This is a genomic window from Allofranklinella schreckenbergeri (genome assembly GCF_003703475.1).
Taxonomy (GTDB): domain Bacteria; phylum Pseudomonadota; class Gammaproteobacteria; order Burkholderiales; family Burkholderiaceae_C; genus Lampropedia; species Lampropedia schreckenbergeri.
This window is the reverse complement of the sequence record NZ_RDQM01000001.1, coordinates 355,314-373,681: the sequence shown is the minus strand read 5'-3', so window position 1 is coordinate 373,681 and position 18,368 is coordinate 355,314. Positions and strand designations below refer to the sequence as shown.

General features: G+C 64.4%; 12 protein-coding genes. All 12 read right to left on the bottom strand.

What is annotated here, in order from left to right:
- Positions 1-169 precede the first annotated feature (169 nt).
- Positions 170-5,770, bottom strand: coding sequence for a DNA repair ATPase (locus EBQ26_RS01570; RefSeq protein WP_122237255.1), 5,601 nt, complete (start codon positions 5,768-5,770; stop codon positions 170-172).
- Positions 5,771-5,862: 92 nt separating this feature from the next.
- On the bottom strand, positions 5,863-7,179 hold the full coding sequence (locus EBQ26_RS01565; protein WP_122237254.1) for an NYN domain-containing protein: 1,317 nt from the start codon (positions 7,177-7,179) through the stop codon (positions 5,863-5,865).
- A gap of 27 nt (positions 7,180-7,206) precedes the next feature.
- A complete protein-coding gene (locus EBQ26_RS01560; protein WP_122237253.1) occupies positions 7,207-7,752 on the bottom strand; it encodes a DUF4124 domain-containing protein in 546 nt (181 codons plus the stop codon).
- A gap of 62 nt (positions 7,753-7,814) precedes the next feature.
- Positions 7,815-8,693, bottom strand: a complete 879-nt coding sequence (locus tag EBQ26_RS01555) for a class I SAM-dependent methyltransferase (protein WP_122237252.1) — start codon at positions 8,691-8,693, stop codon at positions 7,815-7,817.
- A gap of 123 nt (positions 8,694-8,816) precedes the next feature.
- The gene (locus EBQ26_RS01550) at positions 8,817-9,356 is read right to left on the bottom strand and encodes a hypothetical protein (RefSeq protein ID WP_147473385.1); all 540 of its coding nucleotides are present in this window, start codon (positions 9,354-9,356) and stop codon (positions 8,817-8,819) included.
- Complete coding sequence (locus EBQ26_RS01545) at positions 9,311-10,012, bottom strand: hypothetical protein (RefSeq protein ID WP_122237250.1); 702 nt, start codon at positions 10,010-10,012, stop codon at positions 9,311-9,313. Before EBQ26_RS01545 ends, EBQ26_RS01550 begins: the two co-directional genes overlap by 46 nt.
- Positions 10,013-10,030: 18 nt before the next feature.
- Positions 10,031-10,525 carry a hypothetical protein gene (locus EBQ26_RS01540; RefSeq protein ID WP_122237249.1) on the bottom strand — a complete coding sequence of 165 codons (495 nt, stop codon included), beginning with the start codon at positions 10,523-10,525 and terminating at the stop codon, positions 10,031-10,033.
- Complete coding sequence (locus EBQ26_RS01535) at positions 10,522-12,618, bottom strand: flotillin family protein (RefSeq protein ID WP_122237248.1); 2,097 nt, start codon at positions 12,616-12,618, stop codon at positions 10,522-10,524. The genes EBQ26_RS01540 and EBQ26_RS01535 overlap by 4 nt, the downstream gene beginning before the upstream one ends.
- A gap of 55 nt (positions 12,619-12,673) precedes the next feature.
- Positions 12,674-13,324 (bottom strand): OB-fold-containig protein, encoded by a 651-nt coding sequence (locus tag EBQ26_RS01530; protein ID WP_122237247.1) that lies wholly within the window; start codon positions 13,322-13,324, stop codon positions 12,674-12,676.
- A gap of 131 nt (positions 13,325-13,455) precedes the next feature.
- The gene (locus tag EBQ26_RS01525; RefSeq protein WP_122237246.1) at positions 13,456-14,175 is read right to left on the bottom strand and encodes a PspA/IM30 family protein; all 720 of its coding nucleotides are present in this window, start codon (positions 14,173-14,175) and stop codon (positions 13,456-13,458) included.
- A gap of 26 nt (positions 14,176-14,201) precedes the next feature.
- Entirely contained in the window at positions 14,202-14,825 is a 624-nt protein-coding gene (bacA, locus tag EBQ26_RS01520) for a biofilm formation regulator BacA (RefSeq protein ID WP_122237245.1), read from the bottom strand.
- A gap of 60 nt (positions 14,826-14,885) precedes the next feature.
- Positions 14,886-17,990, bottom strand: coding sequence for a multidrug efflux RND transporter permease subunit (locus tag EBQ26_RS01515; protein ID WP_122237244.1), 3,105 nt, complete (start codon positions 17,988-17,990; stop codon positions 14,886-14,888).
- Positions 17,991-18,368 lie beyond the last annotated feature (378 nt).

The following is an 18,368-nucleotide window of genomic DNA, read 5'->3' as shown; positions in this document are numbered from 1 at the left end:
CCCTCAAGACATCAAGCCTTGAGGGGTTTTACTTATGAAAAATAAAAATCGCCCAATACCCATCAATCCAGACATAAAAAATCTATTCCTCCAAATAAATTGCGCGCAAATAACCTAAGTCCACAGCTTTTAAACCGTGCTAAACGGATACACGTACAGCCGTCATCTCTCACTGTGGAGTCCGACCTGGCGAGGTCGTAGAAAGGGAAAATGCACGCTCCATCTTCTCAAACGCACGATGGACGTTCTCAGTGTGTTTCACCAAGGGTTTAGTTGAGCCTGCCGACAAGCTGTTGAGCAGGTCGAGCTGCTCCTGGATGGCGGCGGCGATTTGCAGCATGACGCGGTGCAGGCCCAGCTGCTGGCGGCGGCTGTTGGCCAGGTGGTCTTGCACGGGTTGCAGGGCCCTGGCCACCAGGTGGCCCAGCTCTCGCGTGGCCAGCAGGCGGCTGGTTTGTTCGGCCAGGTCTTTTTCTGCCTGGCTTGGGCTGGCGGCGTCAGCCTGTGCGGCAGGTGGCTGGGCGGCGGCCAGTTGTTGCAGGCTGGCCAGCAGCTCGGCCCAGGGGGCGGCGGACTGGTTGGCGCTGGCTTCGGCCTGGGCACGGGTGGCGCGCACCAGGTCGATGAGTTGGGCGACGATTTGCCCGCCGGTGTCGGCATCGGCGCCGCCCATGGCTTGCGTGCGCTGGTAGTTGAGCTGGATTTCGCGCCAGCGCGCCTGCTGCGCTTGGCTCATGTGGCCGCGCAGCTCGGCGAGCTTGAGCAGGTTTTCTTCGGCGCCGGTGGTCAGCAGCTGCGCTTCGCCCAGGTAGTGGTCGTCCAGCAGTTGCTGCATTTCGGCTTCGTTCATGACGCTGGTGATTTTCTCGGCCAGCTTGTTCATGTTGCGGTAGGAGCCTTGCAGCTTGAAGGGCGGCTCGGTGCGGTTGGCGTCGGCCTGGGCGGCGCTGGCGATGTATTGCTGGTTGACGCGGTAGACGATTTCGCGCACGGCCAGCATGCGCTGGAGCACGGCGTCGATCTCGCGCAGCTCGGCGGCGCTGTAGTCGTGGCTGAGGTCACCTGCGGAGAATTCCCGGCCCTGCGCCTTGCCGATGAGCAGGTACAGGTCCTTGAGATCGCGCGTGGCCAGCGGCGCCAGCGTGGGGTTGCTGGTCAGGCTGTTTTCGATGTAGCTGAGCTTGAAGGTCTCCTCCATGCCGCCGAGCACGTCGCCCAGGTTGTAGACGTCGGCGCGGTTGGCCAGCATGTCGGGAATCTTGAAGACCTCGCCCGATTCGGTGTAGGGGTTGCCGGCCATGACGATGCAGAACTTCTTGCCGCGCATGTCGTAGGTCTTGGTGCGCCCGCGCCAGACGCCCTCGATGCGGCGCGTGCCGTCCGACAGCGAGATAAAGCGCTGCAAAAACTCCGGGTGGGTGTGCTGGATGTCGTCGATGTAGAGCATGACGTTGTTGCCCATCTCCAGCGCGAGGTTGAGCTTTTCCAGCTCCTGGCGGCTGGTGGCGTCGGGCGCCTGGGCGGGGTCGATGCTGCGCACTTCGTGGCCCAGCGCCGGGCCGTTGATCTTCATGAAGATCAGCCCCAGGCGGCTGGCGACGTATTCCATCAGCGTGGTTTTGCCGTAGCCGGGTGGGGAGATCATCATCAGCAGGCCCATCAGGTCGGTGCGCTTGTGCTCGCCCACGGTGCCCATTTGCTTGGCCAGGTTGTCGCCGATGACGCTCAGGTACACGTCGTTGATGAGCTTGTTGCGCACGAAGCTGGCCAGCGGCCGGGGCTTGAACTCGTCCAGCCGCATGGCCGCGCGCTGCTCGGCCAGGATGTCCTGGCGCAATTGCTGGTAGCGGCGCAGGCCGGGCACGAAGTGGTTGGTGTGCCAGTGGGCGCGGCGCGCGAAGTCGTCCACGCCCAGCTCCAGCGCGCCATCGTGGATGCGCGGGTGCTGGCCCAGCAGGCCGGTGACAGTGGTGCGCAGCGGCACGTGCAGCACCTCGTGCGCCGTGCCCTCGTGCAGCAGGGCCAGGGCGGCGGCTTCGGGCACGTAGTCCAGCGCGGCCTGGGCGTTCTGGGCCGATGCGCTGGCCTCGGCCTGGGCGATGGCGTTCAGCCACTGGACGGCCAGGGCAAAGCGCACGGCCAGCGGCTGCTCGGCATCGTGCAGGGTGGCGTGCAGCTCGGCCCATCGGCCCTGGGGTTGCAGGCGCTCTTGCAGGCTGTGCAGCAAGGCTGCCGCCTGGCTGGAGAAGTGCAGCCGCGCTGCGCCGCCGCTGGCAGGGCCGGCCAGCTCCTCGGCCAGATAGGTCGCGGCCTGGGCGGCCAGGGATTGCAGGGCGGTATTGCTGTGCTGTGGCCTGGGCTGGGTCGGATCGTCCAAGTTGGTTTGGGCGGCCAGGTCGGCCGGCGCAAACACGGCTTCAAGCTGCTGGCTGCGCGCAAAGGCCAGCAGGGCCTGGGCCATTTCCTGCTCCAGCGCGGTGCGCGCCTGGGCGCTGCCCAGCAGTTGCTGCATGGTGGCGGCGCCCTGGGCGCGGCTGGGCCAATGGCGCGCTTGGGCGGCCAGTTTGAAGCCCGGCTCCGCGCCGCCATCCAGGCCCGCACTCAGGCTGCTCCACAGCAGCACGGCCAGGGCGCGGGCGCGGGCGTCGTGGGCCAGCACGCCGGCCTGCTCCTGCAGCGGCAGCAGCGCTTGCAGGATGAGGGCGGCATCGTGATCGTGGATGCCGCGCTCATAGCCTTCGCGGTAGCGCGGCGCGGCAAATTCGCGCACGGCGCGCACCAGCTCCTCGGGCTTGGGCAGCAAGGCCATGAGCTGGTCTCGGCTGGGGGCGGCGGCGCTGGCTTCTTCGCCTGGCTCGCCGCCCTGGCTGGTGGTGCCTGTGGTGCCCACTGCTCCCACCCCTGTTTGGCGCGCTGCTTGCAGCATTTGCAGGGCCAGATATTCGGCGCGGCTCAATTGGGGCGATTCGGATTCGAGCGAGACGTCCCAGAACGGGCGCAGCGCGGCCAGCTCGGGCGCGTGCAGCGGCTCCATGAAGTCCGTGCCCGTCAGGTGCAGGTGCAGGGTGTCGCCGCGCGGCATCAGAGTCAAATCCAGCGCCTGGGTGTTGACGGAAAAGCGGTGCCGCCCCAGGCGGATGACGCTGCCGTCGCCTTCGAACAACTCGCTCTTGTCGCGCAGCGCGCGCAGGGCCTGGTCGCGGATGCCTTTGAGGCGCGCCTCGATGTCGTCGGCCTTGACGTGGTCGTGCAGCGCGCGCAGGCGTCCGGCCAGCTCGCGCAGCTTGAGGATCAGCGCATCGCCGGCGAAGAAGGCGTTGAGCGCGTCCTGCCCGTCCATGCGCTCGGTGCGGCGCGGCAGCCCTTCTAGAATGCGCAGCGCAGCGTCGAACACGCCCTGGGCGCGGCGTTGGCGATCGTCCAGCAGGGCTTGTTTGTGGGTTTCGAAAGTCTCCAGCAGCTCCTCGCGCTTGGCGATGATGTCGGTCAGGAACTGCTCGTGCTCGCCATACTGGCTCTCCAGCTCTTCGAGCTGCACCAGCAGGCGGGCCAGTTGCTCGTCGCATTTTTCCGGGTCGGTGGCCAGGGCCAGGGCGCTGGCGATGCTTTGGCCAAACAGCGCGAACTGCGCGCCAAACTGCGCCACCTGCTCGGCCGCGCCCATGCCGCGCTTTTTCTGCTCGGCGCGGGCGCGGCTTTGGTTGAGCGCGGCATAAATCTCGGAGATGCCCTGCACGATGCGGGTGCGCTGCGTGGGGTCGTCCACGCGCAGCACGGCCATCAGCTCGGAGAGCGTGTCCAGCTCGACCGACATGGCCTGCATGGCCGCCAGCGGCTCTTGCAATTGGGGCGTGGTCTGGGCCTTGGCGACTTGCTCATCCAGTTGCTTGAGGCCCTCGGTGTAGGGGGCCAGGGCCTCGTCGCTGGCGAGGAATTCGGCCGTGCGCTGGGCCGTCTCGGCGTGGGCGGCGTCCAGCTCGGCCTGCAGGGCATCCACGGCGGCGGCATCGACGTAGCGCAGCTCGCGCACGCTCATCAACCGACCGCGCTGCGCGCCCAGGCTGGCCAAGGCCTGCACGTAATCGCGCGTGTGGCGCAAATCGCCGCGGCGGATCTCGCCCAGCAGGCTGCGCTGGCGCGTGGCGGCCTCGTTCATCTGGCGCTGCGTGTCGCTGCGGATGCTCTCGACCTTTTCGTACTCGTCCAGCACCGCCTCGCCGCTGGCGACGATCTCGTGCAGCACGCGGGGCAGCCCCGGCAGTGCGCCCTCCAGCCCCTGCTCCATCCAGTGGTAGCGCTCGAACAGGCGGCGCGTGGTGTCGATCAGCCGCCCGTAGCGGCCGCTGGAGATCTCCTCGGCCTCAATCTCGCGCGTGAGGCTGTACAGCTCGGAGATGCCGCGCACCAGCTCGGCGTTGCCGATGCGCCCCAGCGGCGTGTGGCGCGCGGGCTGGCGCGCGGCGTATTCCTCAGTGGCGAACGGCGTGCGCCAGATCTGCATCGGGTGGATGCGCGTGGGCTCGTCGGACTCGGAGCTGAACAGCACCATGCGCCCGTCCTCCAGCAGCGCGTAGCCGTGGCCGATCAGCGGCGCTTGCAGCTCGCGCGCGATCAGGTTGTAGGTGAACAGCGCCACGCGCCCGCCTTCGGGCTCGTAGAACACGTAGAGCACGTCCTCGCCGTTGGGCGAGCGATAGCTGCGCTTGAAGCGCATGCCGCCCATGTCCTGGCCGAAGCTGCGGCTCTCGCCGTTTTGCAGGTAGTAGCCACCGGGGAAGATGATGCCGTGGTCCTCGGGCAACTGGATGCAGGCCAGGCCAATGGCATCAATGCGCTGCACCTTCTGTGTCAGCGTGTTGTAGACCAGATAACGCCACTGCTCCTCGCGGTAGGGCAGCACCTTCAGCAGGATCAGGCTGCCCACGCGGGCGTATTCCAGCCTGGCGTCGTCCAGCGACTGGGTGGCGTCCTGCACGGCCTCGCGCCAGATGCCCAGGCCATCGTTGGTGTTGTTCTCGATCTTGACCGTCAGCTCGCCGCCCAGCGTGTCGATGAACACCGTATCCAGCACATTGATGTGCGGGTGGCGGCCCTGCACCACGTCGGCGCGGCCCGCCGCTGTCCATTCGAAATCGTAGGGTGCGGGCAGGGCGATGTCGCGCTCGCCGCGGTTGTCGATGTACTGCACCTGGCGGCCATCGGGCGAGACCGACCAGCGGAACACCCGCACGTCCGAGAGCCGCTCGCCAATCTGAAACGCCGCCAGCAGCTTGCCGTCCTTGACGCGCAATTGCAGCAGCCGCGCGCCCTTGTAGTAGGTGTAGAGCTCGCGGAAGTCCTGCACAAAGCTCTGCTGGCCCAGAAAAGTCTGCGCCGCATCGACCGGCACCACGTCGTAGCCCGCGCCGCCTTCGCTGCCATCGCCGGCAGAACCCGCCGCGCCTTCGTGCAGGCGATAGACGGCGAACACATCCTCAACGCGCGTCTCCTGCTTGATGCCCAGGAACACGTTGTAGCCAAACACCATCAGCTCGCCCAGCTGCACGATGTCGCGCCCCACGCAGTTGTGCTCGGTGCGCACCCGTACGCGGCCCAGCAGGCCCATCTGGCTGGCGCCGAACTCGGCCAGGCGCTGCGCGTTCAAGTCCGCCGCCAGCGCCTGCAAACTGGCGCCCTGCTCGGCCAGGCGCTTGCGCAAAACCTCATACGCGCCGCCGCTGGCGACGGCCTGGTCCACGGCGTGATCGGAGTGGTGTTGGTTGGTAGTCATGAGGGGGCTTGTCCTTGGCGTCAATGGCGCAAATGGTGCCGGTGACGATCGTGTGTGAAAGTTGTTGCGGGCGGGCGTGGCGCGGCTGTGCTTCACGGCGTTTTGTGCATCCTCACATGGCCCAGGTAACGCAATTGCTGGGGCTGCTCGACAGGGGCTAGCTCCCAGCGCTCGGGTCGGTTGCGCAAAACGCGTAGCAAGGAGACGCTTGGGTGCAAGACTCCTTGCGCACGCAAATCGCTGGCGACAGTGGTGTAAGTACACCAATTGCCAGCCATCAAGCAGGGCGCGGCAATCAATACCAGCGTGTCACTGGTGCGTTGGACCGCCAATTGCAGCAGTATTTGTCGCAACTGGTGCAATTTTTCCGGCAGCACGGGCAAGGGGGAGCGTTTGCCACTCTTGTCTGTAGCATTCTGTGCGGTTGCAAACTCTGCATTGGCTACTCGGTAACGAATCAGTGTTGGCTTGTAGCCAGGGTGCAACTCGAACTCTGGGCCGATCCAGCGCCCGATCTTGCTGTTTTTGCCCAGATCGCCACGCTGACGCAGAGCGCAGACCACCGGAGGCAGAGGATGCCAGCGCCCGTCGTGTAAATCAGGCCAGGCTTGCAAGAGTTGCGCTCTCGTCAACGCTGGAGCGTTTGCCACGCTCCGTGCACCAGCTTTCAGATAGCGAATCTGATGTGGTTTTTGGGTTCCAGTTTGCACCTCGAAGCTCTGTTGCAAGGGGGGAAGCCATCGCGTCAATTTGGTGTTAGCTCCCAGAAACCCCAGCCTGCGCATGTGCCCAACAACTTGCGAAAGTGGTTGCCACTGACCGCTGCGCAAGTCGGGCCAGGCTTGCAGCACTTGCTGGACGGAAGGATGCGATGGCAAATCAGCGGCGGACACACCGGTAACAGGCTTGGGCAAGAGTGGCTGCGCTGGCGTGTGGGACGATGCTTGAAGGGCGCTGGGCAATCGAGAGGTATCTCCGTCGGACGATTTAAAGCCTTCCACCTCATCAAAAAACCGGCTGGCGGCCTTGAACACGATGCCCTCCATGCCGTAGCACACCATCTTGCAGCCAAGCTCCCGTAAGCGCATGGCCAGTGGTGCGAAGTCGGCATCACCCGAACAAATCACGACGGTTTTGATGGCGGGATTGCGGCAAACGGCCTCCATTGCCGCGATGGCAAGTGCCACATCAGTTGTGTTTTTGCTGACCGACACATTGCAGACAGGACGAATGCCGTACTCAGCCAGCAGTGCTTCAAGGTTTTTCAGGCTGACTGCATCGCCATAAGCGTGCTTGAGTATCGGCTCGCCTTCTGTGAAGACTTTCTGCATGGCCTGCTTGAGTGCATCGCAATCACGGAAATTGTCCGCATCAATGAATAACGCCAGTTGAGAGGGAGCGGAGCTCATGATCGGGTTCCGGCCTTGATACGCTGTTTACTTCAGCCCCTGCTCCAGCATCTGCAACGCCTGGCCTTTGCAGTACTGGGCTTTGGCCTCGGCGCCGGCCAGGCTCCACTGCTCCTGGGCCTGCTGGCCGGCTTTGCGGCGCAGGCTTTGGTAGCGGTCGCTTTTTTCGTATTGCTCCAGTGCCGCTTGGTGCTGGGTGCGCCAGCGCTTGTGCACTTCCAGATAACGATCGGGTTGGGCGCTGGAGCAGGTGTCGAACAAGGCCTGCTGGGTCACCAGCGGCAAGATGGCTGTGTCCGCACTGGCGTCATTCGCGCCGGGCCCGCTGCGCATGGGCTGGGTTTTTTGGGGGGCTGGGGCCTGCGCGGGTTCAGGCGGCGGCGGGGCTTTGGATGCGCGGGAGACGGGCTGGGTGCCCGCAGGGCAGGGCGTGTCCTGGTACATGGTTTTGCCAGCCGCGTTCACGCATTTGAAATGCGCCGATGCGGGGGCGGTAAACAGCGCGCAGGCGGCCAGGCTGGCGTAGAGAAGGGCTTTGGGCCAAGGGTTGCGGGCAGCAAGGAGGGGGTACATTGGAGGCTTTCGCGAATCATGGCCTGAAATCACAGGTTTCAGGCGCGGTTTCCAATCGGCAGTTAACCGGGTTTGCGCAGCAGCAATATCACTTCGTTATTCAGCAGCAGCTCTTGGGGATATTGCTCCAATAATGGGGCGGGAGGGTGGATGTCTTGCATGAGGTTTTTCTGCACGCGTTCGGCCACAAAGCCCACGCTTTGCATTAATTGGACGAGTTCGTCGGCGCTGAGGCGATTCAGGTTCAGATATTCATTGAAAACAAAGCGCTTGTAGCCCTCCACTCCAAAATCGGCAAAGCCGAAATCGACTTCTTCGGCAATCAATTCACCGTCGTAGGCTTGGATGCGTTGCCATAGCTCGTCCTCCGACAGCAGCAGATGCGCCCAAGGCTCCTGGATGTAGCGGCGCAAATGTGAACCCCAGGCGGAGTAGTACAGCGGCTCGATTTGCAGGAAAAACAGCCCGCCGGGGCGCAGGCATTCGAACAGGTCTTTCGCAATAGGGGTGAGCTGATCGCGCTGCACGTGCTCGAAGGTGGACCAGCTCATGATGACGTCCACGGGCCGATGCCGGGGCGCCAAAGCGGCGGCGGGTTCAATGGTCTCAAAGCTCAGCCCTGGCGGCAGTCGCTTGAGCTGGATTTGCTCGCGTGCAATGCCGGGGAGTTTTTCATATTCGCGGCGAATATCGATGCCGTGGATTTTGGTTGCGCCGTGGCGCAGCATCAGCGCCAAATCGCTGATGCCATCGCCGCAGCCGAAATTGAGCATTTTGGCGGTGGGTAAATCAATATCCCGTTTGAGCCAATCGTGAATCAGATCGGCGGCGTAAAAAAAATGTGCCCGGAACCATTCGTTGGTAATGGTTTCCGTCTGGAATGTGAGCGGGCTGGGGAAAAGCTTTTCTTTCAGCGTGCTGAAAAACGAGGTGAGCGGCATGGCGGATGGGTTTTCTTCCGATGGGCTTGGGTAAGCGGATGAATTTTTACAAATCAAAAGAAAAATAATATCGATGTTTCGGCATGTTATTTATGAAGTTGTTTTTCCTTTGAATTGTAATATTCAGTGGTTTCCGGTATGGGCGCAGCCAGGCAGGGCGCGGGCGATAAAGTCGAAATCTGCGCTGGTGCAGCTCCAGTCCAGCACCATGCCGGTGTTCAGATCGACCCTGGGTGTGAGGGTGACGGCGCCATCCAGGCCCAGTTGGGGCAGAAAGTGCATGACGATGGCGCCGCTGGGGCCGATGTCCAGCGATTGCAAAACGTGATCGTAGGGCAGGTCAAAGCGCAACTCGTTCAGGCTTTCGGGTAGCCTGCCCTGGGTGACGAGGTATTCGGCGATCCAGGTGCGCAGGGTGGAGCCGATGAGAAAGCCTTGCCGCAAGCGTTCTTCGCGCAGGGCCTGGGCAACGGCTTGGCCTTGCTCCTGTTCTTTTTGCGCCTGCATGGCGGTGGCGACTTCGCGCACCGTTTCCATCGCCGCCTCGCGCTCGGGCTGGCGCAGCAGGAAGTGGTAGGCCCCAATGGCGACGATGGCCACCGCCACAGCAATGGCCCCTACAGTCCAGGGCGAGAGGTTAGGCGATTGAGGTGGCGTAGGCATGGTGCAGTGGTGTAGGTGATGGTGGGAGAGGGGGGCTGGGCGGAGCGCTCTGGCTGCGCATTGGCGGCAGGCGTGAGCCGCCCGCCCGAGCGGCGCACGCCCAAGCGGGCGGCCAGTTGATCGACCAGCGCATCGGTCAAAGGCGGCAGCGCCGCAGCCGCTTGAGGGTCTGCCGCATCTTGCAGCACGGTGCATAGCAGGGCGACGGGGCCGCGGTCTTGGTGGCGCAGTTCGATGCGAAAGTCCATGCCTACCGGGTAGCAGCCAAGGCTCCAGGCGGCATCCAGCCCCTGGATGATTGCCATCTTGGGCTGCCCGATGGGGTAAAGGCGGGCGGGATGGAACTCCACGCGCCAGCCCGGATGGCGGGCGTTGGGGCGGCGGATGGAGGCGCTGGCAAGCTGGCGGCGATGCATCCGCCGCGTCAAGAGCACTGACGGCACGGCCGCAGCAATGGCAATGGTCAAAGCCCAGGTGAGGCCCCAGCGCTCGAGCGTAAAAATCGCCAGGAAGGGCAGCAGGATTTCCAGGCCCCAGCGCGGCCAAAGGCTGTTGCGTTGGAGTTCCAGCGGCAACTGCACGCAGGCCGCGCCAGCGCGCAGTTGTGCGGTGATGTCCATCACCGCTTTTTGGTTGGGCGTGTGCAGGCATGGCATGGCGTGATGGCGGGTGGGTTACTGCGCGGGCGGGGCGGGCAGCGCCTGGTGCAGCAGGCAGGCGGTGTGGCGCTTGGTGGCTTCATCAATCAGCGTCAAATCGCCGCTTTGGGGCCAATAGCGCGCCGCTTGCTGGGTGCAGTCGGGGCGGTTGCGCTCGATGGCGCTCAGGCAGGCTTGCGCGGTGGGGCTGGCGGCTGCGGCGTGCTGGGTGCAGCGCTCGCGCGCGGCAGCCAGCAAGGAGGGCTGCATGCGCGCAAAGTCGCGGCCCACTTCGGCCAGCATGTGGATGGCCAGCGTCCAGAAACAGGCAAAGGCGAGCAGGTGCAGCACCGCCGCTTTCCAGGTCGTGTGCGGCTGGCGCACCAGCAGAGAGAGGGCGACGATGGGCGAGAAAAAAATCGCCACCGCACCCCAGCCCGTGCCCCGGCGCATGGCCAGCAGGATGACCCAGCCCCAGCTTGCCAACAGGGTTGCGCCCAGGGCGATCAGCAGCAGGGTTTGGCCGCTCATACGGGCTTATCCGCGCTGTTGCTGTTGCCCGGCGGGGGGGATTGCAGCAGGCGTTGCAGCGCGCTGGCCGCCTGGGCTTCGTCCGCGCCTTTGGCGCTGCCGCCGATGAACTTTTGCAGCAGGTCGTTGACGATGGGGCTTTTGCCCGCCGCGCCTTCGAGGAATTTGCCCATGGACAGGCCGCTGGCGAATTTGTCGAAGAACGCGCCTTCGCCGCCAACGATGTCGATGTTGGCCTTGGATAGCGCCGAGGACAGCACCTCGGCCTGCTCGCGCGCGATGTGCTTGCTGGCCTCGATGCCGGCAATGGCCTGCTCGAAGCTTTTTTCCAGTTGCATGCGAAATTCCTCGTGCGCGCGGGCGGTGTCGCCCAGTTGGCCCAGGGTGGCGAATTTCTCGGCCAGGCCCTTGGCTTCGGCCATGAGCTTTTCCAGCAGCACGGCGGCCTCGGCATTGCCCACTTCGCTGGTGACCTTGGCGCGCGCCAGGCCTTGCTCCTGCTCGCCCTTGGCGATGGCAATGAGTTTTTCGGCTTCCACCTTGGCTTCGGCCAAACCCTGCTTTTCGACGGCATCGGCCCTGGCGTCGATCACGCGCGCTTCGGCCAGGCCTTTTTCTTCCAGGCCTTTGGCCTCGGCCATGAGTTGCTCGGCGGTGACTTTGGCCTGCGCCAAGCCTTCTTTTTCCAGCGCGGCGGCGGCCACTTCGCGCACGCGGGCATCGGCCAGGCCGGGGGCGGCGCGCTCGGCCTGCACGCCTTCGGCCAGGCGCTTCTTGGCCTCGGCCTGCTGCGTGGCCGCTTCCAGCTCAGCCTGGGCGACGACGGTGATTTCCACCGCCTTGTGGCGCGAGGCGGCTTCGTCGGCCTCGGCTTTTTTCACCTGTTTGACCAGGGCCTCTTCGGCTTCGGCCTGGGCTTGCAGCACGGCCACTTGCTTGAGGCGGTCGGCCTCGGAGACCTGGCGCACTTCCTTGATGCGCTCTTCTTCCTGGGCGACGGTTTTCTCCACCGCCACGCGCTCGCGCACGACGTTGGCGATGTGGGCTTTTTCCACTTCCAGGGCTTTTTCCTTCTCGATGCGTTGCAGCTCGACTTCGCGCTCGCGCGAGACGATTTCCAGATCGCGCGCTCGGGTGACTTTTTCCGCTTCGATGACCACGGCCCGCTGGCGGTTTTGCTGGGCCACTTCCACTTCGCGCAGGCGGTTTTCCTCGCGGATGTCCACTTGCTCCTGCGTGGCGATGCGGGCCTGCTCGGCCTTGAGGCGCTCTTCCTCCTGCACCTTGCGGGTTTCGGCTTCTTCGCGCGCCTGGATGGTGGCGATTTCGCGCTTCTGGCGCGCCTCGGCGTCGGCTTGCTGGCGCTCCAGCGCCAGCAGGGCCTCCTTGGTTTCGACATTCTTCTTGGTGATGGCCATTTCCTCGTTGCGTTCGAGTTCGTTGGTCACCACGTTTTGCGCCGCGGTCAGCTCAGTGATCTTGCGGATGCCTTCGGCGTCCAGGATGTTGTGGGGATCCAGCGCGGCCTTGGGGGTTTGCTCCAGGTAGTCGATGGCCACGTCTTCGAGCGCGTAGCCGTTGAGGTCTTCGCCGATGACTTGCACGATGCGGTCGCGGAACTCCTGGCGGTTCTCGAACAGTTTGACGAACTCGATTTGCTTGCCCACGGTCTTGAGCGCCTCGGAGAACTTGGCGTTGAACAGCTCGTTGACGGCGGCCTTGTCCGAGGCGCGATCGACGCCGATGGACTTGGCGACCTTGAGCACGTCCTCGGGCGTTTCATTGACGCGCAGATAAAAGGCCACGGTGATGTCGGCGCGCATGTTGTCCTTGCAGATCAGCCCTTCCTTGCCACGGCGGTCCACCTCCAGCGTGATGAGGGAGATCTTCATGAACTCCTTCTTGTGGATCACCGGATAGACCAGGCCGCCGGTGAATTTGACCTTGGGCGTGGAGCTCATGTCGTTGATGATCAGCGCCGTGCCCTGCGGCACTTTGACGTAGAAGGCTTTGAACATCGCCAGCAAGGCGACGACGATGACGACGACGACGCCAATGCCCAGCAGCAGGGGCATGATCCAGGCCAAGTTCATCGGTGTTCTCCCAAGGGTGTGTGTGAAAGGAAAGGGATGTGCAGTGGCGCGGGTTTTATGGCAGCGCGCCGGTGTTGAATTCTTCTTCGGAAACGACGCGCCAGGCGCGCTGCTCGGGCAGCGGCTCGATCAGCACCACGCGGCTGCCGCGCGGCAGCTCATCGCCGTGGGTGCGGATTTGCAGCACCAGGCCCGCGCCGCCATCGTCCACGGCGGCATAGCCGCTTTGGGCGTTGACGCTGGCGCTGCGCACCACGCCCACGCGCCCGAGCAGGGTTTTGGGTTCTTCCTGCGGGATCTTGCGCAGCAGGGCGCGCACGGGCTTGAGCGCCAGGCTGGTCAGCGCAATGGCGGCCAGGCTGGCGGCGGCAAACACCGCTGCGCCCAGCGCGAAATGCACGGCAGGGTGGCCCAGCAGCGGCAGCGCAATCAAAACGGCAAAGTAGCTGGCCAGCCAGCCAAAGAGCACGATGAGGCTGAGGATGACGGTCAGCGGCACGCCGCCCAGCCCCAGGCGCGAGAGCAGGCCGGCCAGCGCGCCGGCATCGGCGCCGTCCAGCCCGTCGGCGTCGAAGAACAGGCTGTCGAGCACTTCGGTCTCCAGCAGGCCCAGGGCCACGACCAGCCAATACAGCACGACCACGGCCAGCAGGATGCTGAAGACCACGGTGGGGAAGCTGGTGACGATCTGCAAAAAGCTGTGCATGGCGAAGCCTCTGGACGGGGTGGATAGGCTGGTTTTGTAAAATTACATTTCAACAGGAAAAATAACCGCCTTGTTTCGGCATATTGGACAATGGGTGAAATTTCCCTTGAAATGTAATATGGATTGGCGCTTCAGGCTGCGGCATCGCCCGTGTCATGGGGGGCGTTCTGGCGAGCCTTGAGCCGCTCCAGCACGGCGCTGGCGCCTTGCGCCTCGGGGGTGATGCCGGCGCTGCGCAGGCGCGCTTGCAGGGCGTCCTCGGCATTTTCCTGCGCCAGCTCGGCGGCCGCTTGCAGACGCGCGCCGCGCTCGGCCTGTTTTTGCTTGATGCGCTCCAGTGAATCCAGCGCGGTTTGCACGCGCGATTGCCCGCCGCTGTAGCGCTCGGCCACGGTGGCCTGGGCGCGCTGCACGTTTTCGGTGGCCTTGACGGTGTCGGCCTGTTGCTTGAGGCGGCGGATGTGCGCTTCGGCCTGGGCGATGGCTTGGCGCAATTGGCTGGCACTGTGGGCAAACTGCTCGGCCTGGGTTTGGTCTTCGCCCTGGGCGGCTTCCAGCGCGGCGATTTTGGCGGCCACATCCAGCGCCAGCGGCTCGTCGCCCGCTTCCAGCGCTTTGACGGCGTAGCCCTCGTATTGGGCGATTTTTTGCGCGGCTTGCTCCAGCTTGCCGCGGGCGAGTTTTTCCTTGGCGATGATTTCGGCCAGGGCCTCTTTGCTCTTGCGCAAATCGGCGTCGGCATCGCGGATTTCCTGGTCAAGAATGCGCAGGGCCTGGCTGTCGATCAGGGCTTCGCCCGCTTCGTGGGCGCTGCCGCGCAGGGCGGTGATGAGTTTGCTCCATACGGTCATGGGGATGTCCTTCTTCAGGGGCGGGGTTAATCGGCGGCAGCGGCGCTCAGCAGCGGCTCGAAGGCTTCGGTCATCTGGATGACGTTGTCTGCGAGGGTTTCGATTTCGTAGAGCACGTTGGTCAGGGTGGAGGCTGCGCTCAATGCGCCAAAAGCGATGTAGGCGCTTTCGCCGTTGGCAAAGCCCTCCAGCCCGATGGTGGAGAGCGGAAAGACCTTTTGCATGCGCAGCGCCTGCTCGTTAAAGCGCGCCTGGTCTTGAATTTGGCTGGCGGGCCACAGGTAGGCTTCGATGACGATTTGCCCGCCCGCCACGGCCAGAAACAGCGGCAAATCGCCGTGGCTGTGCATGGTGAGCAGCAGGCTGGCTTCGGTGCCATCGAGCAGCTCCAGCGTGGCGCTGCCGTCGGCAAACAGCTCGGCGCTGGCAAGCGCCTGGTGCAAGGTGTCGATCGTCCAAGGGGTTGTGCTGCCCATCATGTTCTCCTCGTTGGATGTGAGCGCGCCACGCGGCTGGCGCATGCGTTTTTCTACCGCGAGCAGGTCTTGCGCATATTCGGGCAAAACCCACAGCTCCTTTTTCACCAGGCCTTTCTCACGCAAGCGCTGGCGGTGCAGGCGCTGGTAGTAGGCAGAAGATTTGCGTTCCATGCGGGGGATTGTAAGGTCATTACATGTAATCAAAAAACAGGTTTTTGGATTTTTTACATGTCATGCGTCGCGCGCCAGCTTGCGCACCCATACAAAGAACACGGGCACGAACAACAAACCCAACACGGTGGAGAGCAGCGCGCCGCCGAGCACCGCCGTGCCAATGGCGATGCGCCCGGCCGCGCCTGCGCCCGAGGCCAGCGCCAGGGGCAGAACGCCCAAGCCAAAGGCCAGCGAGGTCATGACGATGGGGCGCAGGCGCAAGCGCGCGGCTTCCCGCACGGCCTGGGCGGCGCTGTGGCCGCGCCGCTGCCATTGCAGGGCGAATTCGACGATGAGGATGGCGTTTTTGGCTGCCAGGCCGATGGTGACCAGCAGCCCAACCTGGAAGAACACATCGTTATCCAGCCCGCGCCAGGCGGTGGCCGCCAGCGCGCCCAGCAGGCCCAGCGCGGCGCTGAGGAGGACGGCCAGCGGCACGCTCCAGCTCTCGTACAGGGCGGCCAAGCATAAAAACACGCAGACGATGGAGAGCGCATACAGCAGCGGCGCCTGCGCGCCCGCGCGCACTTCTTGCAGGGAGGCGCCCGTCCACTCCAGCTCAAAGCCTGCGGGCAATTGCGCCATGATGGCCTGCACCGCCTGCATGGCCTGGCCGGAGCTGACGCCATCGCCCGCATTGGCCTGCACTTCCACCATCGGGCTGCCGTTAAAGCGCAGCAGTTGCGGCGGTGCGCTGTCCCAGCGCACGCGGCTGAAGGCGGAGAGGGCGATCATCTGCCCGTGGCCGTTGCGCACCTGCCATTGCCCGATGTCCTGCGGCTGCATGCGAAAGGGGGCGTCGGCTTGTACATAGACGCGTTTGATGCGCCCGCCCAGCACGAAGTCGTTGACGTACTGGCCGCCCAGGGCCTGGTCCAGCAAGGCGTTGATGGCCGCGGCGTCGATGCCGTGGGCGGCGGCTTGGGCGTCGTCGATCTCCACCGTCAATTGGCTGCGTGGCTCTTGGTTGACGATGCGCACGCTGCGCAATTGCGGGCTGCGCGCCGCCAGCGCGACGAATTGGTCTTTGGCTGCCATCAGCGCTTCATAGCCTGCGCCGTGCATGTCTTTGATGACAAAGCTCAGCCCGCCCGCCGAGCCCAGCCCGCGCACCACCGAGGGCAGGCTGACGAAGACGCGCGCATCGCTGCGGTTGCGCAGGGTGCGGCCGATGCGGCTGGCCAGCGCGGCGGCGGAGTGCTGCGCGCCGTGGCGTTGCTCCCAGGGCGTCAGGCGCACGTTGAGCAAGCCCGCGCCCTGGTTGCCGCCCAGGCCGGTGAGCGTGTGCACGGTGGCGATTTCGGGCTGCTGGCGCAGGTACTGGGCGATTTCGCTCACCACGTGCTGGGTGCGCTCGTTGGTGCTGCCTGGCGGCATGGTCACGCGCACGGTGAGAAAGCCCTGGTCTTCTTCCGGCAAAAAAGACGTGGGCAAGCGGGCCAGCAGCACAGCGCACAGCGCCAGCACGCCTGCGAAGGCCAGCAGCATCCAGCCGTGGCGGGGCAGTAGCGCCTGCACGGTGCGGGCGTAGCGTTGGCCAAGCCAGGCAAAGCCCCGGTTGAAGGCCACCAGCGCGCGCCGCAATAGCCCGCCGCGCATGCCCCGGCCAGCTCGGTCTGGGTGCGCTTTGGGGCGCAGCAACTGCGCGCACATGGCGGGCGAGAGGGTGAGCGCCACCAGCACCGAAAAGCCCATGGCGGCCACCAGCGTGATGGAGAACTGGCGGTAAATCACCCCCGTGGTGCCGGGAAAAAACGCCATGGGCACAAACACCACCGAAAGCACGGTGCCCACGCCCACCAGCGCGGGGGAGATTTCGCGCATGGATTGCTCGGTGGCCGTGCGCGCATCCACGCCTTGCTCGTGCATGACGCGCTCGACGTTTTCCACCACCACGATGGCATCGTCCACCAGCAAGCCGATGGCCAGCACCATGGCAAACATGGTCAGCATGTTGATGGAGTAGCCCAGCGCGGCCAGCACGCCCAGCGTGCCCATCAGCACCACCGGCACCGCAATGGCGGGGATGAGCGTGGCGCGCCAGCTTTGCAGGAACAGATACATCACCGCCACCACCAGGGCGATGGCTTCGAGCAAGGTTTTCAGCACCTCGTTGAGCGAGGCGCGCACAAAGGGCGTGCTGTCCTGGCTGGTTTGCGCCTTCATGCCATAGGGAAAGCCCGGCTCCAGCGCGCGGATGCGCGCCTCCACGGCCGCGGCCACCTCCAGCGCGTTGGCGCCATCGGCCAGCACGATGGCCACCGTGCCCGCGTCGCGGCCGTTGAGCTGGCCGCGCACGCCAGCGTTTTCCTCGGCCAGTTCGACCCGTGCCACATCCTTGATGCGCACCAGCGCGCCCGATGCCTGGCTTTTGAGGATGATGGCTTCAAACTGCGCCACCGTCTGCAAACGCCCGCGCGCTTGCACCGGCGCATTGAGCATTTGCCCCGGCACGGCGGGCAGTTGCCCCAATTGCCCGGCGGCCACCTGCGTGTTTTGCTGCTCGATGGCGCGGCTGACATCCGAGGGCATGAGCTGGTAGGCCGCCAGCTTGTGCGGATCCAGCCAGATGCGCATGGCGTAAGGGCTGCCGTACAGCGTCACTTCGGCCACGCCCTCGATGCGCGCCAGCGCGTCCACCACGTGGCTGGAGAGGTAATCCGTGATGGCGACGCGGGGCACCTCCTCCTCGGTTACAAACATCCACGTCACCAGGCTATCCTGCCCGCCCTGGGTGACCTGCAAGCCGTAGTTGCGCACCGCCTGGGGCAGTTGCGCTTCGGCGCGCTGCAAGGCGTTTTGCACCTGCACCAGCGCCATGTCGATATCCGTGCCCGGCTCAAAAGTGATGGCCGTGCGCGAGGCGCCGGAAGAATCGGCCGAGGAGTGCACGTACATCATCCCCTTGAGGCCGCGCAATTGCTGCTCAATCACCTGCGTGACCGAGTCGTGCACCGTCTCGGCCGAGGCGCCGAAGTAGCGCGCCACCACCGATATCTGCGGCGGCGCAATATCGGGGTACTGCTCCAGCGGCAGCCAGCGCAGCGATAACGCCCCCGCCAGAGTGATGAAAATCGCCAGAACCCAGGCAAAAACGGGGCGATGGATGAAAAAGTGCGCCATGGCGGGGGAGATCGTTGCAAACGGCAAGGGAGAGCGCGATTGTGGCTTCATTCGCCCGCTGGCCTGGGCAGATCAGGAAAATCTTCGCATGCGGATATTGCATAACATAATAAAAATGACTTTATTAATATAAAGCCATAAAAAGGTTATTTTGTTTCTTATTGATTTGTAATTTGATTGATTTGACAAGCCGCCAAGCGCACTTTTGCACCCTCTCTCGACCTGCTGAAGCTGCCCAAGCGGGCGTCGGCTAGCTCCGTCTGGGTTTGTTGTGTTGGGCTTGCGAAGCGGTTGAGGCCCCGAAAACACCGCTGCGCTTTTGCCTGTTGGCCGCTTCAAGCCAAGGCTGGCGGCCTTCGCCGCGCTTGGTGGGAAAAC

Bases quoted from the DNA above. Each gene is read 5' to 3' on its own strand.
- EBQ26_RS01570 (WP_122237255.1), bottom strand. From the start codon at position 5,770: ATGACTACCAACCAACACCACTCCGATCACGCCGTGGACCAGGCCGTC.
- EBQ26_RS01565 (WP_122237254.1), bottom strand. From the start codon at position 7,179: ATGAGCTCCGCTCCCTCTCAACTGGCGTTATTCATTGATGCGGACAAT.
- EBQ26_RS01560 (WP_122237253.1), bottom strand. From the start codon at position 7,752: ATGTACCCCCTCCTTGCTGCCCGCAACCCTTGGCCCAAAGCCCTTCTC.
- EBQ26_RS01555 (WP_122237252.1), bottom strand. From the start codon at position 8,693: ATGCCGCTCACCTCGTTTTTCAGCACGCTGAAAGAAAAGCTTTTCCCC.
- EBQ26_RS01550 (WP_147473385.1), bottom strand. From the start codon at position 9,356: ATGCCTACGCCACCTCAATCGCCTAACCTCTCGCCCTGGACTGTAGGG.
- EBQ26_RS01545 (WP_122237250.1), bottom strand. From the start codon at position 10,012: ATGCCATGCCTGCACACGCCCAACCAAAAAGCGGTGATGGACATCACC.
- EBQ26_RS01540 (WP_122237249.1), bottom strand. From the start codon at position 10,525: ATGAGCGGCCAAACCCTGCTGCTGATCGCCCTGGGCGCAACCCTGTTG.
- EBQ26_RS01535 (WP_122237248.1), bottom strand. From the start codon at position 12,618: ATGAACTTGGCCTGGATCATGCCCCTGCTGCTGGGCATTGGCGTCGTC.
- EBQ26_RS01530 (WP_122237247.1), bottom strand. From the start codon at position 13,324: ATGCACAGCTTTTTGCAGATCGTCACCAGCTTCCCCACCGTGGTCTTC.
- EBQ26_RS01525 (WP_122237246.1), bottom strand. From the start codon at position 14,175: ATGACCGTATGGAGCAAACTCATCACCGCCCTGCGCGGCAGCGCCCAC.
- bacA (WP_122237245.1), bottom strand. From the start codon at position 14,825: ATGGAACGCAAATCTTCTGCCTACTACCAGCGCCTGCACCGCCAGCGC.
- EBQ26_RS01515 (WP_122237244.1), bottom strand. From the start codon at position 17,990: ATGGCGCACTTTTTCATCCATCGCCCCGTTTTTGCCTGGGTTCTGGCG.